Source organism: Massilia sp. CFBP9012, assembly GCF_034045115.1.
GTDB lineage: Bacteria > Pseudomonadota > Gammaproteobacteria > Burkholderiales > Burkholderiaceae_D > Telluria.
Window position 1 is genome coordinate 351,206 of record NZ_JAXCWM010000004.1, and the last position, 17,062, is coordinate 368,267.

At 64.4% G+C, this 17,062-nt stretch carries 18 protein-coding genes; 14 read left to right on the forward strand and 4 right to left on the reverse strand.

From position 1 onward, the window contains the following. Positions 1-71 precede the first annotated feature (71 nt). From SOM61_RS08790 to SOM61_RS08820, 7 genes are all read left to right on the forward strand, one after another. Positions 72-1,364, forward strand: coding sequence for a TonB C-terminal domain-containing protein (locus SOM61_RS08790; protein WP_320473728.1), 1,293 nt, complete (start codon positions 72-74; stop codon positions 1,362-1,364). An 84-nt stretch (positions 1,365-1,448) separates the two neighbouring features. Beyond that, positions 1,449-2,345: an SPFH domain-containing protein gene (locus SOM61_RS08795; protein ID WP_320473729.1), complete on the forward strand. Its 897-nt coding sequence runs from the start codon at positions 1,449-1,451 to the stop codon at positions 2,343-2,345. Positions 2,346-2,357: 12 nt separating this feature from the next. Continuing rightward, entirely contained in the window at positions 2,358-2,555 is a 198-nt protein-coding gene (locus SOM61_RS08800; protein ID WP_320473730.1) for a type II toxin-antitoxin system antitoxin, read from the forward strand. Further along, the gene (locus SOM61_RS08805; protein WP_320473731.1) at positions 2,545-2,895 is read left to right on the forward strand and encodes a translation initiation factor Sui1; all 351 of its coding nucleotides are present in this window, start codon (positions 2,545-2,547) and stop codon (positions 2,893-2,895) included. Before SOM61_RS08800 ends, SOM61_RS08805 begins: the two co-directional genes overlap by 11 nt. Further along, positions 2,892-3,656 carry an AAA family ATPase gene (locus SOM61_RS08810; protein ID WP_320473732.1) on the forward strand — a complete coding sequence of 255 codons (765 nt, stop codon included), beginning with the start codon at positions 2,892-2,894 and terminating at the stop codon, positions 3,654-3,656. Before SOM61_RS08805 ends, SOM61_RS08810 begins: the two co-directional genes overlap by 4 nt. A gap of 98 nt (positions 3,657-3,754) precedes the next feature. Then, a complete protein-coding gene (gene paeA, locus SOM61_RS08815; RefSeq protein WP_320473733.1) occupies positions 3,755-5,086 on the forward strand; it encodes a polyamine export protein PaeA in 1,332 nt (443 codons plus the stop codon). Between the two features lie 128 nt (positions 5,087-5,214). Further along, complete coding sequence (locus SOM61_RS08820) at positions 5,215-5,691, forward strand: hypothetical protein (protein WP_320473734.1); 477 nt, start codon at positions 5,215-5,217, stop codon at positions 5,689-5,691. Positions 5,692-5,694: 3 nt separating this feature from the next. On the opposite strand, the gene SOM61_RS08825 is transcribed toward SOM61_RS08820, so the two are convergent. Both SOM61_RS08825 and SOM61_RS08830 read right to left on the reverse strand, forming a co-directional pair. Further along, positions 5,695-6,852: a pyridoxal phosphate-dependent aminotransferase gene (locus tag SOM61_RS08825; RefSeq protein WP_320473735.1), complete on the reverse strand. Its 1,158-nt coding sequence runs from the start codon at positions 6,850-6,852 to the stop codon at positions 5,695-5,697. 30 nt (positions 6,853-6,882) lie between these two features. Beyond that, the gene (locus tag SOM61_RS08830) at positions 6,883-7,338 is read right to left on the reverse strand and encodes a putative toxin-antitoxin system toxin component, PIN family (protein WP_320473736.1); all 456 of its coding nucleotides are present in this window, start codon (positions 7,336-7,338) and stop codon (positions 6,883-6,885) included. Positions 7,339-7,374: 36 nt separating this feature from the next. On the opposite strand from SOM61_RS08830, the gene yaaA reads away from it, so the two are divergent. Further along, positions 7,375-8,145 carry a peroxide stress protein YaaA gene (yaaA, locus tag SOM61_RS08835; RefSeq protein WP_320473737.1) on the forward strand — a complete coding sequence of 257 codons (771 nt, stop codon included), beginning with the start codon at positions 7,375-7,377 and terminating at the stop codon, positions 8,143-8,145. Positions 8,146-8,293: 148 nt separating this feature from the next. On the opposite strand, the gene SOM61_RS08840 is transcribed toward yaaA, so the two are convergent. After that, on the reverse strand, positions 8,294-9,196 hold the full coding sequence (locus SOM61_RS08840) for an outer membrane protein assembly factor BamD (protein WP_320473738.1): 903 nt from the start codon (positions 9,194-9,196) through the stop codon (positions 8,294-8,296). A 64-nt stretch (positions 9,197-9,260) separates the two neighbouring features. Between SOM61_RS08840 and SOM61_RS08845 the strand changes: the two genes are divergently transcribed. Beyond that, complete coding sequence (locus SOM61_RS08845; RefSeq protein ID WP_414674952.1) at positions 9,261-10,367, forward strand: RluA family pseudouridine synthase; 1,107 nt, start codon at positions 9,261-9,263, stop codon at positions 10,365-10,367. Further along, positions 10,364-11,152: a peptidoglycan editing factor PgeF gene (pgeF, locus tag SOM61_RS08850; protein WP_320473740.1), complete on the forward strand. Its 789-nt coding sequence runs from the start codon at positions 10,364-10,366 to the stop codon at positions 11,150-11,152. The genes SOM61_RS08845 and pgeF overlap by 4 nt, the downstream gene beginning before the upstream one ends. 26 nt (positions 11,153-11,178) lie before the next feature. Here the strand turns inward: pgeF and SOM61_RS08855 are convergent, their stop codons facing one another. After that, positions 11,179-11,442 carry a hypothetical protein gene (locus SOM61_RS08855; RefSeq protein ID WP_320473741.1) on the reverse strand — a complete coding sequence of 88 codons (264 nt, stop codon included), beginning with the start codon at positions 11,440-11,442 and terminating at the stop codon, positions 11,179-11,181. A 51-nt stretch (positions 11,443-11,493) separates the two neighbouring features. On the opposite strand from SOM61_RS08855, the gene phaC reads away from it, so the two are divergent. From phaC to SOM61_RS08875, 4 genes are all read left to right on the forward strand, one after another. Continuing rightward, the gene (phaC, locus tag SOM61_RS08860; protein ID WP_320473742.1) at positions 11,494-13,236 is read left to right on the forward strand and encodes a class I poly(R)-hydroxyalkanoic acid synthase; all 1,743 of its coding nucleotides are present in this window, start codon (positions 11,494-11,496) and stop codon (positions 13,234-13,236) included. 205 nt (positions 13,237-13,441) lie between these two features. Continuing rightward, the gene (gene phaR, locus SOM61_RS08865) at positions 13,442-14,008 is read left to right on the forward strand and encodes a polyhydroxyalkanoate synthesis repressor PhaR (protein ID WP_320473743.1); all 567 of its coding nucleotides are present in this window, start codon (positions 13,442-13,444) and stop codon (positions 14,006-14,008) included. Positions 14,009-14,414: 406 nt separating this feature from the next. Continuing rightward, positions 14,415-15,863, forward strand: a complete 1,449-nt coding sequence (rimO, locus tag SOM61_RS08870; RefSeq protein WP_320473744.1) for a 30S ribosomal protein S12 methylthiotransferase RimO — start codon at positions 14,415-14,417, stop codon at positions 15,861-15,863. A 33-nt stretch (positions 15,864-15,896) separates the two neighbouring features. Further along, positions 15,897-17,060 (forward strand): cystathionine beta-lyase, encoded by a 1,164-nt coding sequence (locus SOM61_RS08875; RefSeq protein ID WP_320473745.1) that lies wholly within the window; start codon positions 15,897-15,899, stop codon positions 17,058-17,060. The last annotated feature ends 2 nt before the right edge of the window (positions 17,061-17,062 follow it).

The following is a 17,062-nucleotide window of genomic DNA, read 5'->3' on the forward strand; positions in this document are numbered from 1 at the left end:
GGCGGCTACAGCGGCCCTTGTGATAGCATCGCCGGGTTCGTTTCATTCCTGGCATCTATTCGCAAAGTCACGTGCTCACATCGACGCAGTTCGTCCCTCCAGCCGCGCCATGGCGCATGCGCATGGCGTTATCGCTGTCCGTGCTGCTTCACCTGCTGCTGTTGAGCATTCCCATCCAGGGGGATGTCTTCGGGCTTTCGGGCCTGCGCCTTCCATGGGAAGAGCGGCGCCTTGCCGCCAGCGACCTGCAGATCGTGCTGGCGCCTGAAGCCCCCTCCGCGCCCGCCGCACCCGCCACGCCCCCAGCACCCGCCACGCCCCCAGCACCTGCCGTGAAGCCACGGCCGCTCCCGCCTCCTGCGCCGGCACCTGCCCCGCGTGAGCGGCCGGCCGCAGCGCCGCCAGCAAAGGCTGAACTCAAACCCACACCCGAACCCGAGCCGGACCAGCAAGCCGCGGAGCAGTCGCGCCAGGTGGAGCTGATCGCGCTCGCGCGCGAGCAGGCCGAACGGGAGGCAAGCGCACGCGTGGAGCTCGACCGGATCGCGGCCGAGCGGCGGGAAGCGGCGCGGCAGGAACAGGAAAGGCGCGACGCGCTGGCCCGCCTGGAGGAAGAACACGCCGCTGCGGCGCGTCTCGACGCCGAGCGTCTTGAACGTGAGCGTCTCGACGCCGTGCGGCGCGAGCAGGAGACTGCGCGTCTCGAGGCGGCGCGCCAGGAAGCCGTCCAGCAAGAACAGGCGCGCCAGGAGCAGGCACGCCAGGAGCAGGCCAGGCTGGACGAAGCCCAGCGCGAGCAGGAACGGGCAAGGCAGGCACAGGCACAGGCACAGGCGCAGGCGCAGGCCAGCCAGGCGCCGGTGCAGCAGGGACCTGCCGAGCGGGGCCAGGCTGCGCAACTGGCGCCGCGCGCCGAACGACTGCGCGCGATCGCCGAGCAGCTGGCCCGCGAGTCCGCCGGGCGCGACCGCGCCGGCAGTGCGCCGGGTGTGCCGCCGCCCACGGTCAGCGGCCTGCGCCGCGGCTGGCTGTTCGGACGCGCTGACCCGAACCAGGACCTGGTCCAGTATGCGCAAGCCATGGGCCGCAAGATCGAGTTGAACCGGACCCTGGACATGGTGCGCGAAGCGGTCAAGCAGCCGCATACGCAGCCGGTCGTGACGGTGGCGGTGCGCGCTGACGGTTCCGTGGAAAAGGTCACTTTCGAGACCTCGAGCGGGGTGGCTGCAATCGACGACGGCATCCGCAAGATCATCGCGAGCCAGGCGCCGTACGGCCCGTTCCCACCGGCGCTGGCGCGGCAGTACGACGTGGTCGAGATCCGCCGTACCTGGCTGTTCGACGTCGCCGTGCGCTTGCAATAATTACCTTTCAAGTTGCTTGACAAGAACCCCGGGTGATCCTAAAGTGATATCACTTTGATGCTACTTACCTGAGGGGTGTCCACCATGAATGCAGCACACACGCGCCGCGAATCGGCGTTCGCATCGGCAAACGGCTACCTGGCGGCCGGCGCCGGGATCGTCCTGCTGCTGGCGTCCTTCTATCTGCTCAAGAGGATGGCCGAGTCGTCCGAGGGCCTCTCGTTCCTGATCGGCGCCGTGGCACTGGGGCTCGCCGGTCTGTTGTCCCTGGGCGGCCTGTACATGCTGCAGCCGAACGAAAGTGCGATCCTGACGCTGTTCGGCAAGTACATCGGCACCGACCGCAGCGAAGGGCTGCGCTGGGCCTTCCCGTTCTACGTCAAGCGCCGCCTGTCGCTGCGCGCCCGTAACTTCAATGCGCCGACGCTCAAGGTCAACGACAAGCGCGGCAACCCGGTCGAGATCAGTGCGGCGGTGGTCTGGCGCGTGCGCGACACCGCCCAGGCCGTGTTCGAGGTGGACGACTTCGAGCGCTATGTCTCGATCCAGGCCGAAGCGGCGCTGCGTCACCTGGCCTCGCAATACGCTTACGACGAAGGCGAAGACCTGGCCCCGGGCGAGACCACGCTGCGTGCCGGCATGGACGTGGTGGCCGATACGCTCAAGGTCGAACTGCAGGCGCGCTTCGAGGCTGCCGGCGTCGAGGTATTGGACGCCAAGCTGACCCACCTGGCCTATGCCGCCGAGATCGCCCAGGTGATGCTGCGCCGCCAGCAGGCCGAGGCGATCATCAGCGCCCGCGCTAAAATCGTGCATGGCGCGGTGAGCATGGTGGAGACGGCGCTCAAGGGCCTGTCGGAGCGCGGCATCGTCGAACTCGACGATGAGCGCAAGGCGGCGATGGTGAGTAATCTGCTCGTCGTGCTGTGCTCGGACAAGGAAACCCAGCCGATCGTCAACACCGGCACCCTGTATAACTAGCAGCGAAACAGCATGGCAAGTCCGGGCAAAAAAGCGTTCCCCTTGCGGATCGATCCCGCCCTGTGGGAAGAGCTGCAGCGTCTCGCGGCGCGCGACCTGCGCAGCGTGAACGCCGAGATCGAGTTCCTGCTGCGCGAGAGCCTGGCCCGCCGCGGCGTGAAAGTCAGGGAAGCGAAGAGCAAGGATAGTGGAGGGCAAGATGAAGCATAGTTCGAACGGTGGCCTGGTCTATTCCACCGAGAGCGGGCGCATGTGCCCCGAATGCCGGCAGCCGGTCGGCGCCTGCGCCTGTTCGGCCAAGGCGCCTGTCGTCGGCGACGGCGTGGTGCGCGTGTCGCGCCAGTCCAAGGGGCGGGGCGGCAAGACGGTCACCCTCGTCAAGGGCGTGGCGCTCGATCCGCTCGCGCTGGCGCTGCTGGGCAAGCAGTTGCGCACGGCCTGCGGTTCGGGAGGCACCGTCAAGGATGGCGTGATCGAAGTGCAGGGCGATCATTGCGACCTGGTGATGGAGACGTTGACGAAGCTGGGCCACGCGCCGAAACGGGCATGATCTCCAAACAATTCGTCTCGCGGGTAGCCCTGAAAGCCGACCAGGTCGCGAGCTTCGACGAGTATCCCTTCTGCCTGCCCGCGGTGCGCCACCTGGGCACCCTCGAACTGCATCCGAAGGTGACGTTCGTCGTCGGCGAAAACGGCTCTGGCAAGTCGACGCTGCTGGAAGCCATCGCCGTCGCCTACGGCTTCAATCCCGAGGGCGGCACCAGGAACTTCGGCTTCAATACGCGCCAGTCGCACTCGCGCTTGCACGAATACATCCGGCTGTCGAAGGGCGTCAAACGACCCAGGGATGGCTTTTTCTTCCGCGCCGAAAGCTTCTTCAACCTGGCTACCGAGATCGAGCACCTTGATGGCGAAGGCGCCGCCGCGCCGCGCATTATCGATTCCTACGGCGGCAAATCCCTGCACGAGCAATCGCACGGCGAATCGTTCTGGGCCCTGGTGATGAACCGTTTCGGGGGCCGCGGCTTCTACGTGCTCGACGAGCCGGAAGCCGCGCTGTCGCCCCAGCGCCAGCTGGCGCTGCTGAGCCGGATCCACGAGCTGGCCAACGACGATTCCCAGTTCATCATCACGACCCACTCGCCGATCCTGATGGCCTATCCGGATGCCTGGGTGTATGAATGTTCGGCTGAAGGCATACAGCGCGTGCATTATCAGGACACCGAGCACTTCCAGGTCATGCACGACTTCGTGGTGAACCCCGAGCGCATGCTCGACATCCTGCTGGACCGGACGCGCGACGGGCGCTAGGGCAGCCATGTGCTAAAGTGGCATGATTGCTGGTGTAGCATGCAGCCAGTGCGTATCCCCCCGGTCAAAGTGACCTAAAAATAAACCCCGGGTGTCCCATGAATCTGTTCGAACATTTGGCTGTCCTGGCGCTCCTGGTGCTGGCGGCCGGCTTCCTGTCGCTGACCGAGATTGCGCTGGCAGGCGCACGCAAGATCAAGCTGAAACTACTGGCCCAGGCGGGCGACGAGCGCGCCCAGAAGGTCATGGCGCTGCAGGCCCAGTCGGCCGACTTCTTCGCCGTCTCGCAACTGGGCCTGAACGCGATCGCCATCCTCGGCGGCATCCTGGGAGAGGGCGCCCTGCGGCCGTTCTTCCTGGACTGGCTGTCGCTGTTCTACAGCAGTCCGGGCCGCGACAACGTGGCCTTCGCGCTATCTTTCGTGTTCGTCACGACCCTGTTCGTGCTGTTCTCGGACCTGATGCCCAAGCGCCTGGCGATGATCGCGCCCGAAACCACGGCGATGGCGGTGATCCGCCCGGTGCTGTTCGTGATCCGCCTGTTCAGCCCATTTTCCTGGGTGTTGAACAAGATCGCCAATATGCTGTTCCGCCTGTTCGGGGTCGACATGACGCGCGAAGACCGCATCACCTTCGACGAGATCTCGGCCGTGGTCGAAGCCGGCGCCCAGGCCGGCGTTTTGCAGAAGCAGGAGCAGCATTTCATCGAGAACGTGTTCGAGCTCGAGTCGCGCACGGTGACGTCGACCATGACGACCCGCGAAAACGTGGTGTTCTTCGACCTGACCGAGCCCGAGGAAAGCATCCGCCAGAAGATCGCCAATCATTCGCTGTCGAAGTTCCCGGTGTGCGACGGCGTGATCGACCGCGTGGTCGGCTATGTCGACACGCGCGACATCCTGGTGCGCCTGCTGAGCAAACAGACCAAGTTCCAGCTGAGCGAGCTGACCATCCGCACGGTGCTGATGATCCCGGACAGCCTGACCTTGTCCGAGATGCTCGACCGCTTCCGATCGAGCAAGGAAACCTTCGCGATCGTGATCAACGAATATGCCTTCGTCGTCGGCGTAATCACGCTGAGCGACATCATGGTCACCGTCATGGGCCGCTGGGGCAGTCCGTTGGAGGCCGACCAGCAGACCTTGCAGCGCGACGACGGCTCATGGCTGATCGACGGCAGCACGCCGGTGGCCGACATGAAACGGGTGCTCGACCTGCAGTCGCTGCCCGAGGAAGAGCGCTACGAAACGGCGGCCGGCTTCATGATGTATATGCTGCGCAAAGTGCCCAAGCCGACCGACAGCGTCGAACACGAAGGCATGCGCTTCGAGGTGGTCGACGTCGACCACTACCGGATCGACCAGTTGCTGGTGAAGCGCTTGGAACGCGCCGATACGGCGCCCCTGTCGGTGAGTTCGCTGACCGACTAAGGGCTCGACTAACGGCTCGCCTGGCGCGCAGCTGAGCCGTGCGTCAATATATCGGGCGCTTTGGTAGCCTGTGGTGATCCGGCTCGCTCCTGGAAGCGAGCCGCCATCAACATACTGGAGCCGCTTACATGTCTATCCGCAACCTGCTTTCTTCGATCCTGATCGGCGCCGTCGCCAGCGCCCGCTCGATGACGCCCATGGCCACCATCGCCACCGCACGCCTGGCCGGCCGTGGCACCTCGGGCGAACTGTTCCTGCTGGACCGTCCGGCCTTCAAATATGGCGCGCTGGCGATGGGCGTTGGTGAGCTGTTCGGCGACAAGATGAAGAGCGCACCCGATCGCACCGTCTTTCTGGGCCTGCTGGCGCGTGTGATGAGTGCGGGGATTGCGGGCGCGGCGTTGGCGCCGAAGGGCAGGGAAAAGGCGGGCGCCGCGGCCGCGGTGGCCACCGCCGTGCCGCTGGCTTACCTGACCCTGGCCGGCCGCAAGCAGGCGATGGCGCGCATCGGCCAGACCAGGAGCGGCTTGATCGAGGATGCGCTGATCGTGGCCGCCGGCGCCGCGATCGTGGCGATGGCCACGAGGCCGCAGCGAGGCTACTAAATTTTAGAGACGGCCGAGGCGCGACAAGGCCAGTTGCAGCGTCTCGTCCTTCTTCGCGAAGCAGAAACGCACCACCCGCAATTGCTTCGGCTGGCCGTAGAAGGCCGATACCGGAATCGCCGCCACCTTGATCTCGGTGGTCAGCCAGCGTGCGAAGTCCGCCTCTGATTGGTCCGAAATGGCGTCATAGCGCACGCACTGGAAATACGTCCCATCCGACGGCAGCAAAGTGAAGCGCGAGCCGGCCAGGCCGGCGCGGAACAGGTCGCGCTTGGCCTGGTAGAAGGCGGGCAGGTCGCGCCACGGCGCCGGATCTTCGAGGTAGGCCGCGAACGCATGCTGCATCGGCGCCGTCACGCAGAACACATTGTATTGGTGGACCTTGCGGAACTCCGTCATCAGGGCCGCTGGCGCCGCCACATGGCCGATCTTCCAGCCGGTGACGTGGAAGGCCTTGCCGAAACTCGACACCACGAAGGCGCGTTCGGCCAGCACCGGATGACGCGAGACCGACGCATGCGGCTCGCCGTCGTACACCATGTGCTCGTAGACTTCGTCGGACAGCACCAGGATCGGCGTGCCGTCAACGATCGTCGCCAGCGCATCGAGGTCGGCCTGGCGCAGGATGGTCCCGGTCGGGTTGTGCGGCGTGTTCACCACGATCATGCGCGTGCGCGGCGTGACCGCGGCGGCGACCAATTCCCATGGCACGCTGAACCCGGCCTCGTCGAAATGCATCGCCACCGGCACCACCACGCCGCCGGCCAGCGCGATCGCCGGCGCGTAGCAGTCGTAGGCCGGCTCGATGACGATCACTTCGTCGCCCGGATGCACGACGGCCAGGATCGCCGTGTGGATTGCCTGGCTGGCGCCGACAGTGACGGTGATCTCTGTGTTGGCGTCGTAGCGGCGGCCGTAGGTTGCCTCGATCTTGGCGGCGATCGCCTGGCGCAGCACCGGCATGCCGGTCATGGGCGCGTACTGGTTATGGCCGGCGCGCATCGCCTCGGCCACCAGGTCGACCAGCTTCGGGTCGCAGGCGAAGTCGGGGAAGCCCTGGCCGAGGTTGACGGCGTCATGCTCGAGCGCCAGCTGCGACATCTGGGTGAAGACGGTGGTGCCCACCTGGGGCAGGCGGGAAACCAGGGGAGGTAGGCTCATGGGCGTGGGCGGATCGTGAAGAAGATGCTCTTATTCTAGCGTGCCTTCGGCCCTGGCCTTGATCCAGGCTTCGGGCAGCATGATGCGGAACAGGCCGGCCTGGGCCGTCTTGCGGCCCAGCTTGAGCAAGGCCTTGTCCTTGCTGATCAGGACTGAGGCGCCGGCGTCGCGCGCCAGTTCCATGAATTTCTGGTCATCGCGGTCGGTGCAGATCGGCAGGCGGATCGCTTTTGACTCCGGTGTGACCAGGCGCAGCAGGGCGTCGAAGCGGGCGGCAGCCTGCTCGCGGCCCGCTTCATCCAGCGGCAGGTGCGGGTAGCGCAGCACGGCGAGGTATTCGTCGCGGCATTCGGCGCGCGTGATCGCATCGACTTGTTTCGCCTCGATGGCGGCCAGCAGCTCGGCCCAGCGCGGGTCGTGGAAGACGAACAGGTCGAGCAAGACATTGGTGTCGATGACGATAGGTTTGGCTGGAACGGTTATCATGTAGCTTGTTTATTCGTGGAAATTTTCTGTTCGTTCATGCTGATTGTCCTGTCCCCCGCCAAGTCGCTCGATCTCGAATCGCCCCTGACCACCAAGCAACATACTACGCCCGACTTCATTCCGCAGGCCGCGGAACTAATCGAGGTGCTGCGCGATTATTCGCCGGCCCGGATCAGCCAGCTGATGGACCTGTCGGATGCGCTCTCGGTGCTGAACGTCGGCCGCTACGCCCACTGGCAGCCCGACCATGCCGAGGCGCGTCCGGCAGTCATGTCCTTCAACGGTGACGTATATACCGGCCTCGACGCCCCGAGCCTGGACGCGCAAGGGCTGAAATACGCACAGCGCCACGTGCGGATCCTGTCGGGCCTGTATGGCCTGCTGCGTCCGCTGGACCGGATGCATCCCTACCGCCTCGAGATGGGCACCAAACTGGCGAACGCGCGCGGCAAGGATTTATATGCGTTCTGGGGCGAGACCATCACCCAGGCGCTGAACCGCCAGCTGGCCGAGAGCAAATCTACGGCGCTGGTCAACCTGGCCTCGACCGAGTACTTCAGGTCGGTCAAGCCGAAGCTGCTGGATGCGCCGGTGATCGAGCCGGTGTTCCAGGATTGGAAAAACGGCCAGTACAAGATCATTTCGTTCTTCGCCAAGCGCGCCCGCGGCATGATGGCGCGCTATGCGACCGACAAGGGCATTACCGATCCTGAACAGCTCAAGGAGTTTGATGTTGACGGGTATGCTTACGATGCGAACGTCTCGGGCGAACACAGTTGGGTGTTTCGCCGTCGCGTGGAGGCTTAGGTCGTGTGCTGATCTTCTAGCCTTGGGTTCCCGCCTGCGCGGGAACGACGTTCAACGGTCGCGTGATAAAAGTCGCGACGGCTGAACACTACCAGCACGTCGTTCCCGCACAGGCGGGAACCCAAGTCAACAAGAACAGCCCACTCCCTTATTCCACCGCATCCTTCGGCGAAGGCCGTGGCCCGCTCTTGGCCCAGAATTTCCACCAAGGCGCATCGGCGCTCAGGTTCGGGCTTGGACGCACGTCATTCTTGGCCCAGAACTTCCACCAGGCGGCGTTGCCTCGCGCATTCGGGTTGAGGAAGTAGCTGTCCGGATAGTTCAGCAGGAACACGCGCTGGGTATCGTCGCGCAGCAGCGGCATGCCGAGCTTGTCGTAGCTGCGGATCATGATGAACAGCGCTTCTTCGCGTGCCGGTGCGTCGCTGTAGTTGGCGACCGCGTCCTGTGCGCGATTGAGCGCCGCCAGGTAGGCGCCGCGGCGATAGTAGTAATTTGCCACGTGCACTTCGTACTGCGCCATCGCGTTGATCAGGTAGCTCATGCGCTCGATCGAGTCTTGCGCATATTTGCTGTTCGGGAATTTGTCGACCAGGGCCTTGAAGGCGGCGAACGCTTCGCGCGTCGCGCGCGGATCGCGCTCGGTCGGGTCTTGTTCATAGACGAAGCTGAAGAAGCCCAGCTGGTCATTGAAGTTGATCAGGCCACGCAGGTAGTACATATAGTCGACCTGGGCGTGGTTCGGGTGCAGCTTGATGAAGCGCTCGACGGCGGCCAGGGCCTCGGCCTGATCCTGCGCCTTGTAGTGGGCGTAGGCGATCTCCATCTGCGCCTGCGTTGCATAGACGCCAAACGGGAAGTTGGTTTCGAGCCGCTGGAACAAGGGAATTGCGGCTTCGTAGTGCCCGCCGGCCATCTCCTCGCGCGCCTCAGCGTATAATTTCTCCGCCGACCAGTTTTTGGATTCGTCGGTAGGCTTCGGCAGAACACTGCATGCCGAGAGGCCGACGAGGGCGCAAGTTGCGACCAACACAGACAATTTTTTTTGCATAGCTTTTTGCAGAGAAGTTTTACCTAGATTCAACGAACGGCTGATTATAGCCGATGGGACTGACGTGATATTAACTCCTGCGCCGGATTCGGCGGATTTACCTATTGACCCTGACTTTGACGATGAACTGGAGGCCGGGTTCGCCCCCGTGCCCGGCATCGACCTGTCGCCGATGACGCTCGCGCTGCAAGAGGAACACTGCGGCCAGCGCCTCGACAAGGTGGTTGCCGGCCTCGTGCCCCAGTTCTCGCGCAGCCGCCTGCAGCAATGGTTTGAAAGCGGCCACATCACGGTTGACGGCAAACCGGCGCGCGGCAAGGACACGGCCTATGGCGACGAGACGATCGTCGTCGAACCGCAGGCCGCGCCTGAAGACACGGCGTTCACGCCGGAAGCGATGGACCTGAACATCGTCCACGAGGACGACGACATCATCGTCGTCAACAAGCCGGCCGGCCTGGTCGTGCATCCCGGTTCGGGCAACTGGAGCGGCACGCTGCTCAACGGCCTGCTGCACCACTGCCCGCAACTGGTGGGCGTGCCGCGCGCCGGCATCGTGCACCGCCTGGACAAGGACACCAGCGGCCTGATGGTGGTCGGCAAGACCCTGGCCGCCCAGACCGACCTGGTGCGCCAGCTGCAGGCGCGCACCGTCAAGCGCGAGTACTTCGCGCTGGTGTGGGGCACGCCGCGCGCCTCGGGCACCATCGACAGCCCGATGGGCCGCGATGCGAAAGACCGCGTCAAGATGGCGGTCTCGAACAGCCCGTTCGCCAAGCCGGCGATCACCCATTACGAGCGCGTCGTCAGCGGCGAGCTCGATCGCCGTCCGGTGTCGCTGGTGCGCTGCCGCCTGGAAACCGGCCGCACCCACCAGATCCGCGTCCACATGCAATCGCTGGGCTTCGCCCTGGTGGGTGACGCCGTCTATGGCAAGCGCCACCTGACGCCGGTTTTCCACCGCCAGGCGCTGCAGGCGCGCCGCCTCGGCCTGGTGCATCCGGGTACTGGCGAACAATGCGAATGGACGGTGCCGCTGGCCGACGATTTCGCCGCGCTGATTGCGCAGGCGGGCATCGAAGAGCCGCAGGATGACGGATTCGGTAGCGATTCTGCTGGCAAATTCGACGACGAGGATGACGACGACGGCGTCGTCACCTACCGCGTATGACGCAAGGCCTGACCGCCGCCGACCTGGTCTGGCCTGACTGGCCCGACCTGCCGGCCTCGATCGGCGCGCTGGCCACCAGCCGCGATGGCGGCGTCAGCGCCGCGCCGTATGACGACGGCAAGGGTGCCGGTGGGCTGAACCTGGGCCTGCACGTCAACGACGACCCGGAGGCGGTGCGCGCCAACCGCGAGCGCCTGCAAGCCTGGTTGCCGGGCCGCCCGGCCTGGATCGCCCAGGTGCATGGCGCCGACGTGGTCGACGCCGCGGCGGTGGGGCCGGACCGGCCGGTGTGTACCGGCGACGCCAGCATGGCCACGGCAGCGGGCGTCGTGTGCGCCATCCTGACTGCCGACTGCCTGCCGGTGCTGTTCGCCGACCTCGACGGCAAGGTGGTGGGGGCGGCCCACGCCGGCTGGCGCGGCCTGGCTGGTGGGGTGCTGGGCGCGACCGTCGATGCCATGCGCGCGGCCGGCGCCGGTGAGATCACCGCCTGGATGGGGCCGGCCATCGGACCCGACGCCTTCGAGGTGGGGCAGGACGTGGTCGACGCCTTCGTGGCAGCCATCCCGGGAGCGGCCGCACGGGCCTGCTTCCGTGACTATCCTGGCCGTCCGGGAAAATTCCTGGCCGATATGTTCACCCTGGCGCGCCTGATGCTGGCGCGCGACGGCGTCGAACGCGTCCATGGCGGCGGCCTGTGCACCGCCAGCGCACCCGAGCGCTTCTATTCCTACCGCCGTGATGGCGTCACCGGCCGTCAGGCCAGCTTGATCTGGATCAAGTGACCGGCCAGCATCCTGGTTGATACTGCTCAGTCGCCGTCGCCGTCCCCATGGGACGCTTCGGTGGCATCCCCAGCCGCATCCTTGTTTCCGGGTTTGTCTCGGCCCTGGTCTTGCCCTCCCATTGCCATCTGCCGACGCTGCCGACGCCGCTTTGCGCCAGTGAGATAGAAAAGAATGGATAATGGTACTGCGCAATAAAAAACGAAGGTCATGATCCCGCCGACCACGGTCGGTTCGGTCGCCGCCATGAGCACGACGACATAAATCCAAGCGATGGCGACGATCCACATGATGTTTTGTTTCCTGGTTGAAGAGACGAGATTCTAACAACGGATGCCTACATGAACATGCCTGACCCGCAAGCTTTTGCCGCAACCTGGTTGTCCCAGTTCACCGATCCCAAGGCCTGGGACGGTTGGATGAAGATGGCGCCTATGACCCCGCCGCCCGCATCCGCCAACCCGCTGGCCGGCTTCCTGAAAGATATTGGCGCCGGCATCGATCCGGGCAAGCTGGAGTCGATCCGCGACGACTACCTCAAAAAGGGCGCCCAGCTCTGGCAGGATTTTGTATCGGGCAAGACGCCCGTGCTGCATGACAGGCGCTTCTCGGCCTCGGAATGGACGGCGCACCCGATGTCGGCCTTCTCGGCCGCCTCCTACCTGCTGAACTCCGAATTCCTGTTGGCCATGGCCGATGCGGTCGACGCCGGCCCACGCGAGCGCCAGAAGATCCGTTTCGCGGTGCAGCAAATGGTTGACGCCATGTCGCCCGCCAATTTCTTCGCGACGAATCCAGAAGCGCAAAAGAAAATGATCGACACCAAGGGCGAGAGTCTGACCAAGGGCATGGCGAATATGCTGGCCGACCTGCAGAAGGGTCGCATCTCGCAATCGGATGAATCCGCCTTCGAGGTCGGCCGCAACGTCGGCAACACGCCGGGCCAGGTGGTGTTCGAGAACGAATTGTTCCAGCTGATCCAGTACACGCCGGCCACGCCGACCGTGCACAGCGTGCCGCTGCTGATGATCCCGCCCTGCATCAACAAGTTCTACATTCTCGACCTGCAGCCCGAGAATTCGCTGGTGCGCTACGCGGTGGAGCAGGGCAATACCGTGTTCATGGTGTCCTGGCGCAATCCGGACCGCAGCCAGGCGAACCTGCGCTGGGACGATTACGTCGAGACGGGCGCGATCCGCGCGCTGGAGGTGGTGGGTGAGATCACCGGGCAAGAGAAAGCCCATGTGTTCGGCTTCTGTGTCGGCGGCACGATCGCCGCCACCGCGCTGGCGGTATTGGCCGCGCGTGGCCGTCAGCCGGCGGCCAGCCTGACGCTGCTGACGACCTTGCTCGACTTTTCCGATGCCGGCGTGCTCGAAGTGTTTGTCGACGAGGCCCAGGTGGCGCTGCGCGAGCAGACGCTGGGCGGCGGCGGCCTGATGGCGGGGCGCGACCTGGCGACGACCTTCTCGGCCCTGCGTCCAAACGACCTGGTATGGAACTATGTTCAGCAAAACTATTTGAAGGGCAAGGAGCCGCCGGCTTTCGACTTGTTGTACTGGAATGCCGACAGCACCAACTTGCCAGGACCGATGTTCTGCTGGTACCTGCGCAATACCTACCTCGAGAACAAGCTGAAGAACCCGGGCGCGCTGACGGTGTGCGGCGTGCCGGTCGACCTGGGCAAGATCGACGCGCCGGTGTTCATGTACGGCTCGAAGGAAGATCATATCGTGCCATGGCAGGCGGCCTATGCCTCGATGGGGCTGCTTAACCCGAAGAATGCGAAGGCGAACCGGTTCGTGCTGGGCGCTTCGGGCCACATCGCCGGCGTCATCAATCCTGCGGCGAAGAACAAGCGCAGCTATTGGGTCAACGATAAGGGTGGCAAGTCGCGTCCGAAGGACGATGGCGCCTGGTTCGACGGCGCGGTCGAGCACAAGGGGAGCTGGTGGTCGGAATGGGCAAAGTTCCTGGCGCAGCATGGCGGTGCCGATGTGCCGGCGCCCGAGACGCCTGGTAATGCGCAATATGCGGCGCTGGAACCGGCGCCTGGACGCTACGTCAAGGCGCGGGGCGACTGAACGGCAGTGCGTTTAATTGACAGAAAAGCTAGGGTAGTAGGCAAACTGGTAATTGCTGCACCTGCGTCAATTGCATGGTATGGTGTCTGCTGTCCGTCTACTGTCGACCTGGTGGCGGATGGGCAGGAGACGAACCGGCCATGCCGGCGCACACAATTCTAAGTACGAGGCTCACGAAGCCGCGGCGCAACCTATGGAACGAGAGATGAGCAGTGTGAAGAAAAGTACGGAACGCCTGATCAAGAAATACCCGAACCGTCGCCTGTACGACACGCAGACCAGTTCATACATTACGCTGTCCGACGTCAAACAGCTTGTGCTCGACGCCGATGAGTTTACCGTGGTCGATGCCAAGAGCAACGAGGACCTGACCCGCAGCATTCTGTTGCAAATTATTCTCGAAGAAGAAGCGAACGGCGCGCCGATGTTCTCGAGTGTCGTCCTGGCCCAGATCATCCGTTATTACGGCCACGCGATGCAGGGCATGATGGGATCCTACCTGGAAAAGAACGTCCAGGCTTTCACCGACATCCAGAATAAATTCACCAGCAACGCCGCCGGAGCCATCGAAGGCAAGCCGTTCAGCCCCGAAATGTGGACCCAGTTCATGAACGTCCAGGGCCCGATGATGCAGGGCATGATGAACAACTACATCGACCAGAGCAAGAACCTGTTCATGCAGATGCAGGAGCAGATGCAGAACCAGAGCAAGGCGATGTTCGGCGCTTTCCCGTTCCCGGGCATGCCGACCAATCCGACCGACAAGAAATAAGCTCGTCGCGCACACCGCCTGCGCGACCATCGTCACCAGCCTCAGCACGTCGTTCCCGCGCAGGCGGGAACCCAAGTGTGCACGGCCAGTGGCCTAAAAATCGACCTCCGATGAACGTTCGGGTCACGCAAGAGCATGAACATTCTGTGACTTCACTTGGATCCCCGCCTCCGCGGGGATGACGATGCATACGTTGCGTATAAATATTCCGGACGCTAGTGCGCGCAGGCGGGAATCCAAGTTTCTTGGCACAGTGACTACGGCCGACGAAGCCACTACGCAACAGACTTGGGTTCCCGCCAAGGCGCCCGGCGAGGGCGGGAACGACGTGGGGTTGCTAGCGGTCCCACCATCACACCCGCTTCAGGTACAATCGCGGATTGCCCAAATCATTTGTCGTCCGCCCATGCCTGAACTCCGTCGTAATCCTTCCGCCAACTCCGGCAGCATCGCCGCCGCCGCCAAGGCCCCAGCCATCGTCATTCCGACGCCGGCCGCAGGCCTGACCGCGCCGAAGGTCGGCTTCGTCTCGCTCGGCTGCCCGAAGGCGCTGGTCGATTCGGAACAGATCCTGACCCAGCTGCGCGCCGAAGGCTACCAGACCGCATCGTCCTATGACGGCGCCGACCTGGTGATCGTCAATACCTGCGGCTTCATCGACGCCGCGGTGCAGGAGTCGCTCGACGCGATCGGCGAAGCGCTGGCCGAGAACGGCAAAGTGATCGTCACCGGCTGCCTGGGCGCCAAGAAGGATGCCGCGGGCGACGACATCATCACCAAGGTGCACCCGAAGGTGCTGGCCGTGACCGGCCCGCACGCCGTGACCGAGGTGATGGAATCGGTGCATCTGCACCTGCCGAAGCCGCACGATCCGTTCATCGACCTGGTGCCGGACCACGGCGTCAAGCTCACGCCCAAGCACTACGCCTACCTGAAGATTTCCGAAGGCTGCAACCACCGCTGCAGCTTCTGCATCATCCCGTCGATGCGCGGCGACCTGGTGTCGCGCCGCATCGACGAAGTGCTGATCGAGGCCGAGAACCTGTTCAAGGCCGGCGTCAAGGAACTGCTGGTGATCTCGCAGGACACGTCCGCTTACGGCGTCGACGTCAAGTTCCGCACCGGCTTCTGGAACGGCCGTCCGATCAAGACCCACATGACGCAGCTGGTCGAGGCCCTGGGCCAGCTGGCGCGCCAGTACGATGCATGGGTGCGCCTGCACTACGTCTATCCCTACCCGCACGTCGACCATGCGATCCCGTTCATGGGCGACGGCCACGTGCTGCCTTACCTCGACATCCCGATGCAGCACGCGCACCCGGATGTGTTGAAGCGTATGAAGCGCCCGGCCAGCGGCGAGAAGAACCTCGAGCGCATCCTCAACTGGCGCAAGATGAACCCGGATCTGACGATCCGCTCTACTTTTATTGCCGGTTTCCCGGGCGAGACCGAGGCCGAATTCGAATACCTGCTCGACTTCCTGAAGGAAGCGCAGATCGACCGCCTGGGCTGCTTCGCCTATTCGCCGGTCGAGGGCGCGACCGCCAACGAGCTGGCCAATCCGGTGCCGGAAGAAGTGCGCGAAGAACGCCGCGCGCGCGTGATGCTGCTGCAAGAGGAAATCTCGGCCAAGCGCCTGCAGGCCAAGGTCGGCAAGACCGTGCGCGTGCTGATCGACGAAGTCGGCCCGCGCGAAGCCATCGGCAGATCAAGCGCCGATGCGCCCGAAATCGACGGCGTGGTCCACATCAAGCGTCCGCTGGTGCCGGGCAAGCAGAAGCTGGCGGTCGGCCAGTTCGCCGACGTGGTCATTACCAAGGCCGACGCCCACGACCTGTGGGCCAACCCGGTCTGAAGTATTTCCACTAACCTCCGGCGCGCGAGTCCCATGAACGAGAAGTCGATCCAGACCACCCTGGTCCATAGCGACTACGTCGCGCCGAGCGGTTTCGATGCCTTCCCGCCCGGCATCCACCGCGCATCGACGGTGCTGTTCCCGAACACCGCCGCGATGCGCTCGACCGAGTGGCGCGACAAGCAAGCCTATACCTATGGCCTGCACGGCACGCCGACCACGTTCACCCTCGAAGGCAAGCTGGCCGAGATCGAAGGCGGCAAGCATTGCCTGCTGACGCCTTCCGGCCTGGCGGCGATCGCGATGGTCGATTTCGCCTTGCTCAAGAGCGGCGACGACGTGCTGCTGCCGGATAACGTCTATAACCCGAACCGCGAACTGGGACGCTGGCTGACCCAGGACTACGGCGTGTCCGCGCGCTACTACGATCCGATGATCGGCGCCGGCATCGCGGAGCTGATCCAGCCGAACACCAGGCTGCTATGGACAGAGGCGCCGGGATCGGTGTCGATGGAAGTGCCGGACCTGCCGGCCCTGTGCCAGGCGGCCCATGCGCGCGGCGTGATCGTCGCGCTGGACAATACCTGGGCGGCCGGGCTGGCGCTGCGCGGCTTCGATCACGGCGTCGACATCGTCATGCATGCGCTGACCAAGTACCAGTCGGGCGGGGCGGACCTGCTGATGGGCGCCGTGATCACCCGCGATCGTGGACTGAACGACCGCATCGCGCAAGCACATATGCGGCTGGGCATGGGCGTCAGCCCGGACGATGCCTACCTGGTGCAGCGCGGCCTGCCGACGATGAAGCTGCGCTTCGAGCGCCACGACGCGAGCGCGCGGACGCTGGCCGCCTGGTTCAAGGCGCGGCCCGAGGTGAGCAGGGTGCTGCATCCGGCGTTCGAGGATTGCCCCGGCCACGCCTTCTGGAAACGCGATTTCACGGGCGCCGGTGGCTTGTTCTCGGTCGTGTTCGATCCACGTTATGACGAGGCCCAGGTCGACCGCATGGTCGATGCCTTGACCCTGTTCGGCATCGGCTACAGCTGGGGCGGACCGAACAGTCTGGTGATGCCGTACCGTATCAAGAGCCTGCGCGACAAGTGGACCGATCCCGGCGTGCTGGTGCGCTTTAATGTCGGCCTGGAAGAGCCAGGCGACCTGATTGCCGATCTGGAGCGGGCCTTCGGCCAGCTGTAAAA

What these genes read in the sequence shown, in the direction of transcription:
- pgeF (WP_320473740.1), top strand. Translation starts at nt 10,364, where the DNA reads ATGACGCAAGGCCTGACCGCCGCCGACCTGGTCTGGCCTGACTGGCCC.
- SOM61_RS08875 (WP_320473745.1), top strand. Translation starts at nt 15,897, where the DNA reads ATGAACGAGAAGTCGATCCAGACCACCCTGGTCCATAGCGACTACGTC.
- SOM61_RS08800 (WP_320473730.1), top strand. Translation starts at nt 2,358, where the DNA reads ATGGCAAGTCCGGGCAAAAAAGCGTTCCCCTTGCGGATCGATCCCGCC.
- SOM61_RS08825 (WP_320473735.1), bottom strand. Translation starts at nt 6,852, where the DNA reads ATGAGCCTACCTCCCCTGGTTTCCCGCCTGCCCCAGGTGGGCACCACC.
- paeA (WP_320473733.1), top strand. Translation starts at nt 3,755, where the DNA reads ATGAATCTGTTCGAACATTTGGCTGTCCTGGCGCTCCTGGTGCTGGCG.
- SOM61_RS08820 (WP_320473734.1), top strand. Translation starts at nt 5,215, where the DNA reads ATGTCTATCCGCAACCTGCTTTCTTCGATCCTGATCGGCGCCGTCGCC.
- SOM61_RS08810 (WP_320473732.1), top strand. Translation starts at nt 2,892, where the DNA reads ATGATCTCCAAACAATTCGTCTCGCGGGTAGCCCTGAAAGCCGACCAG.
- SOM61_RS08795 (WP_320473729.1), top strand. Translation starts at nt 1,449, where the DNA reads ATGAATGCAGCACACACGCGCCGCGAATCGGCGTTCGCATCGGCAAAC.
- yaaA (WP_320473737.1), top strand. Translation starts at nt 7,375, where the DNA reads ATGCTGATTGTCCTGTCCCCCGCCAAGTCGCTCGATCTCGAATCGCCC.
- phaR (WP_320473743.1), top strand. Translation starts at nt 13,442, where the DNA reads ATGAGCAGTGTGAAGAAAAGTACGGAACGCCTGATCAAGAAATACCCG.
- SOM61_RS08830 (WP_320473736.1), bottom strand. Translation starts at nt 7,338, where the DNA reads ATGATAACCGTTCCAGCCAAACCTATCGTCATCGACACCAATGTCTTG.
- SOM61_RS08855 (WP_320473741.1), bottom strand. Translation starts at nt 11,442, where the DNA reads ATGTGGATCGTCGCCATCGCTTGGATTTATGTCGTCGTGCTCATGGCG.
- phaC (WP_320473742.1), top strand. Translation starts at nt 11,494, where the DNA reads ATGAACATGCCTGACCCGCAAGCTTTTGCCGCAACCTGGTTGTCCCAG.
- SOM61_RS08805 (WP_320473731.1), top strand. Translation starts at nt 2,545, where the DNA reads ATGAAGCATAGTTCGAACGGTGGCCTGGTCTATTCCACCGAGAGCGGG.
- rimO (WP_320473744.1), top strand. Translation starts at nt 14,415, where the DNA reads ATGCCTGAACTCCGTCGTAATCCTTCCGCCAACTCCGGCAGCATCGCC.
- SOM61_RS08840 (WP_320473738.1), bottom strand. Translation starts at nt 9,196, where the DNA reads ATGCAAAAAAAATTGTCTGTGTTGGTCGCAACTTGCGCCCTCGTCGGC.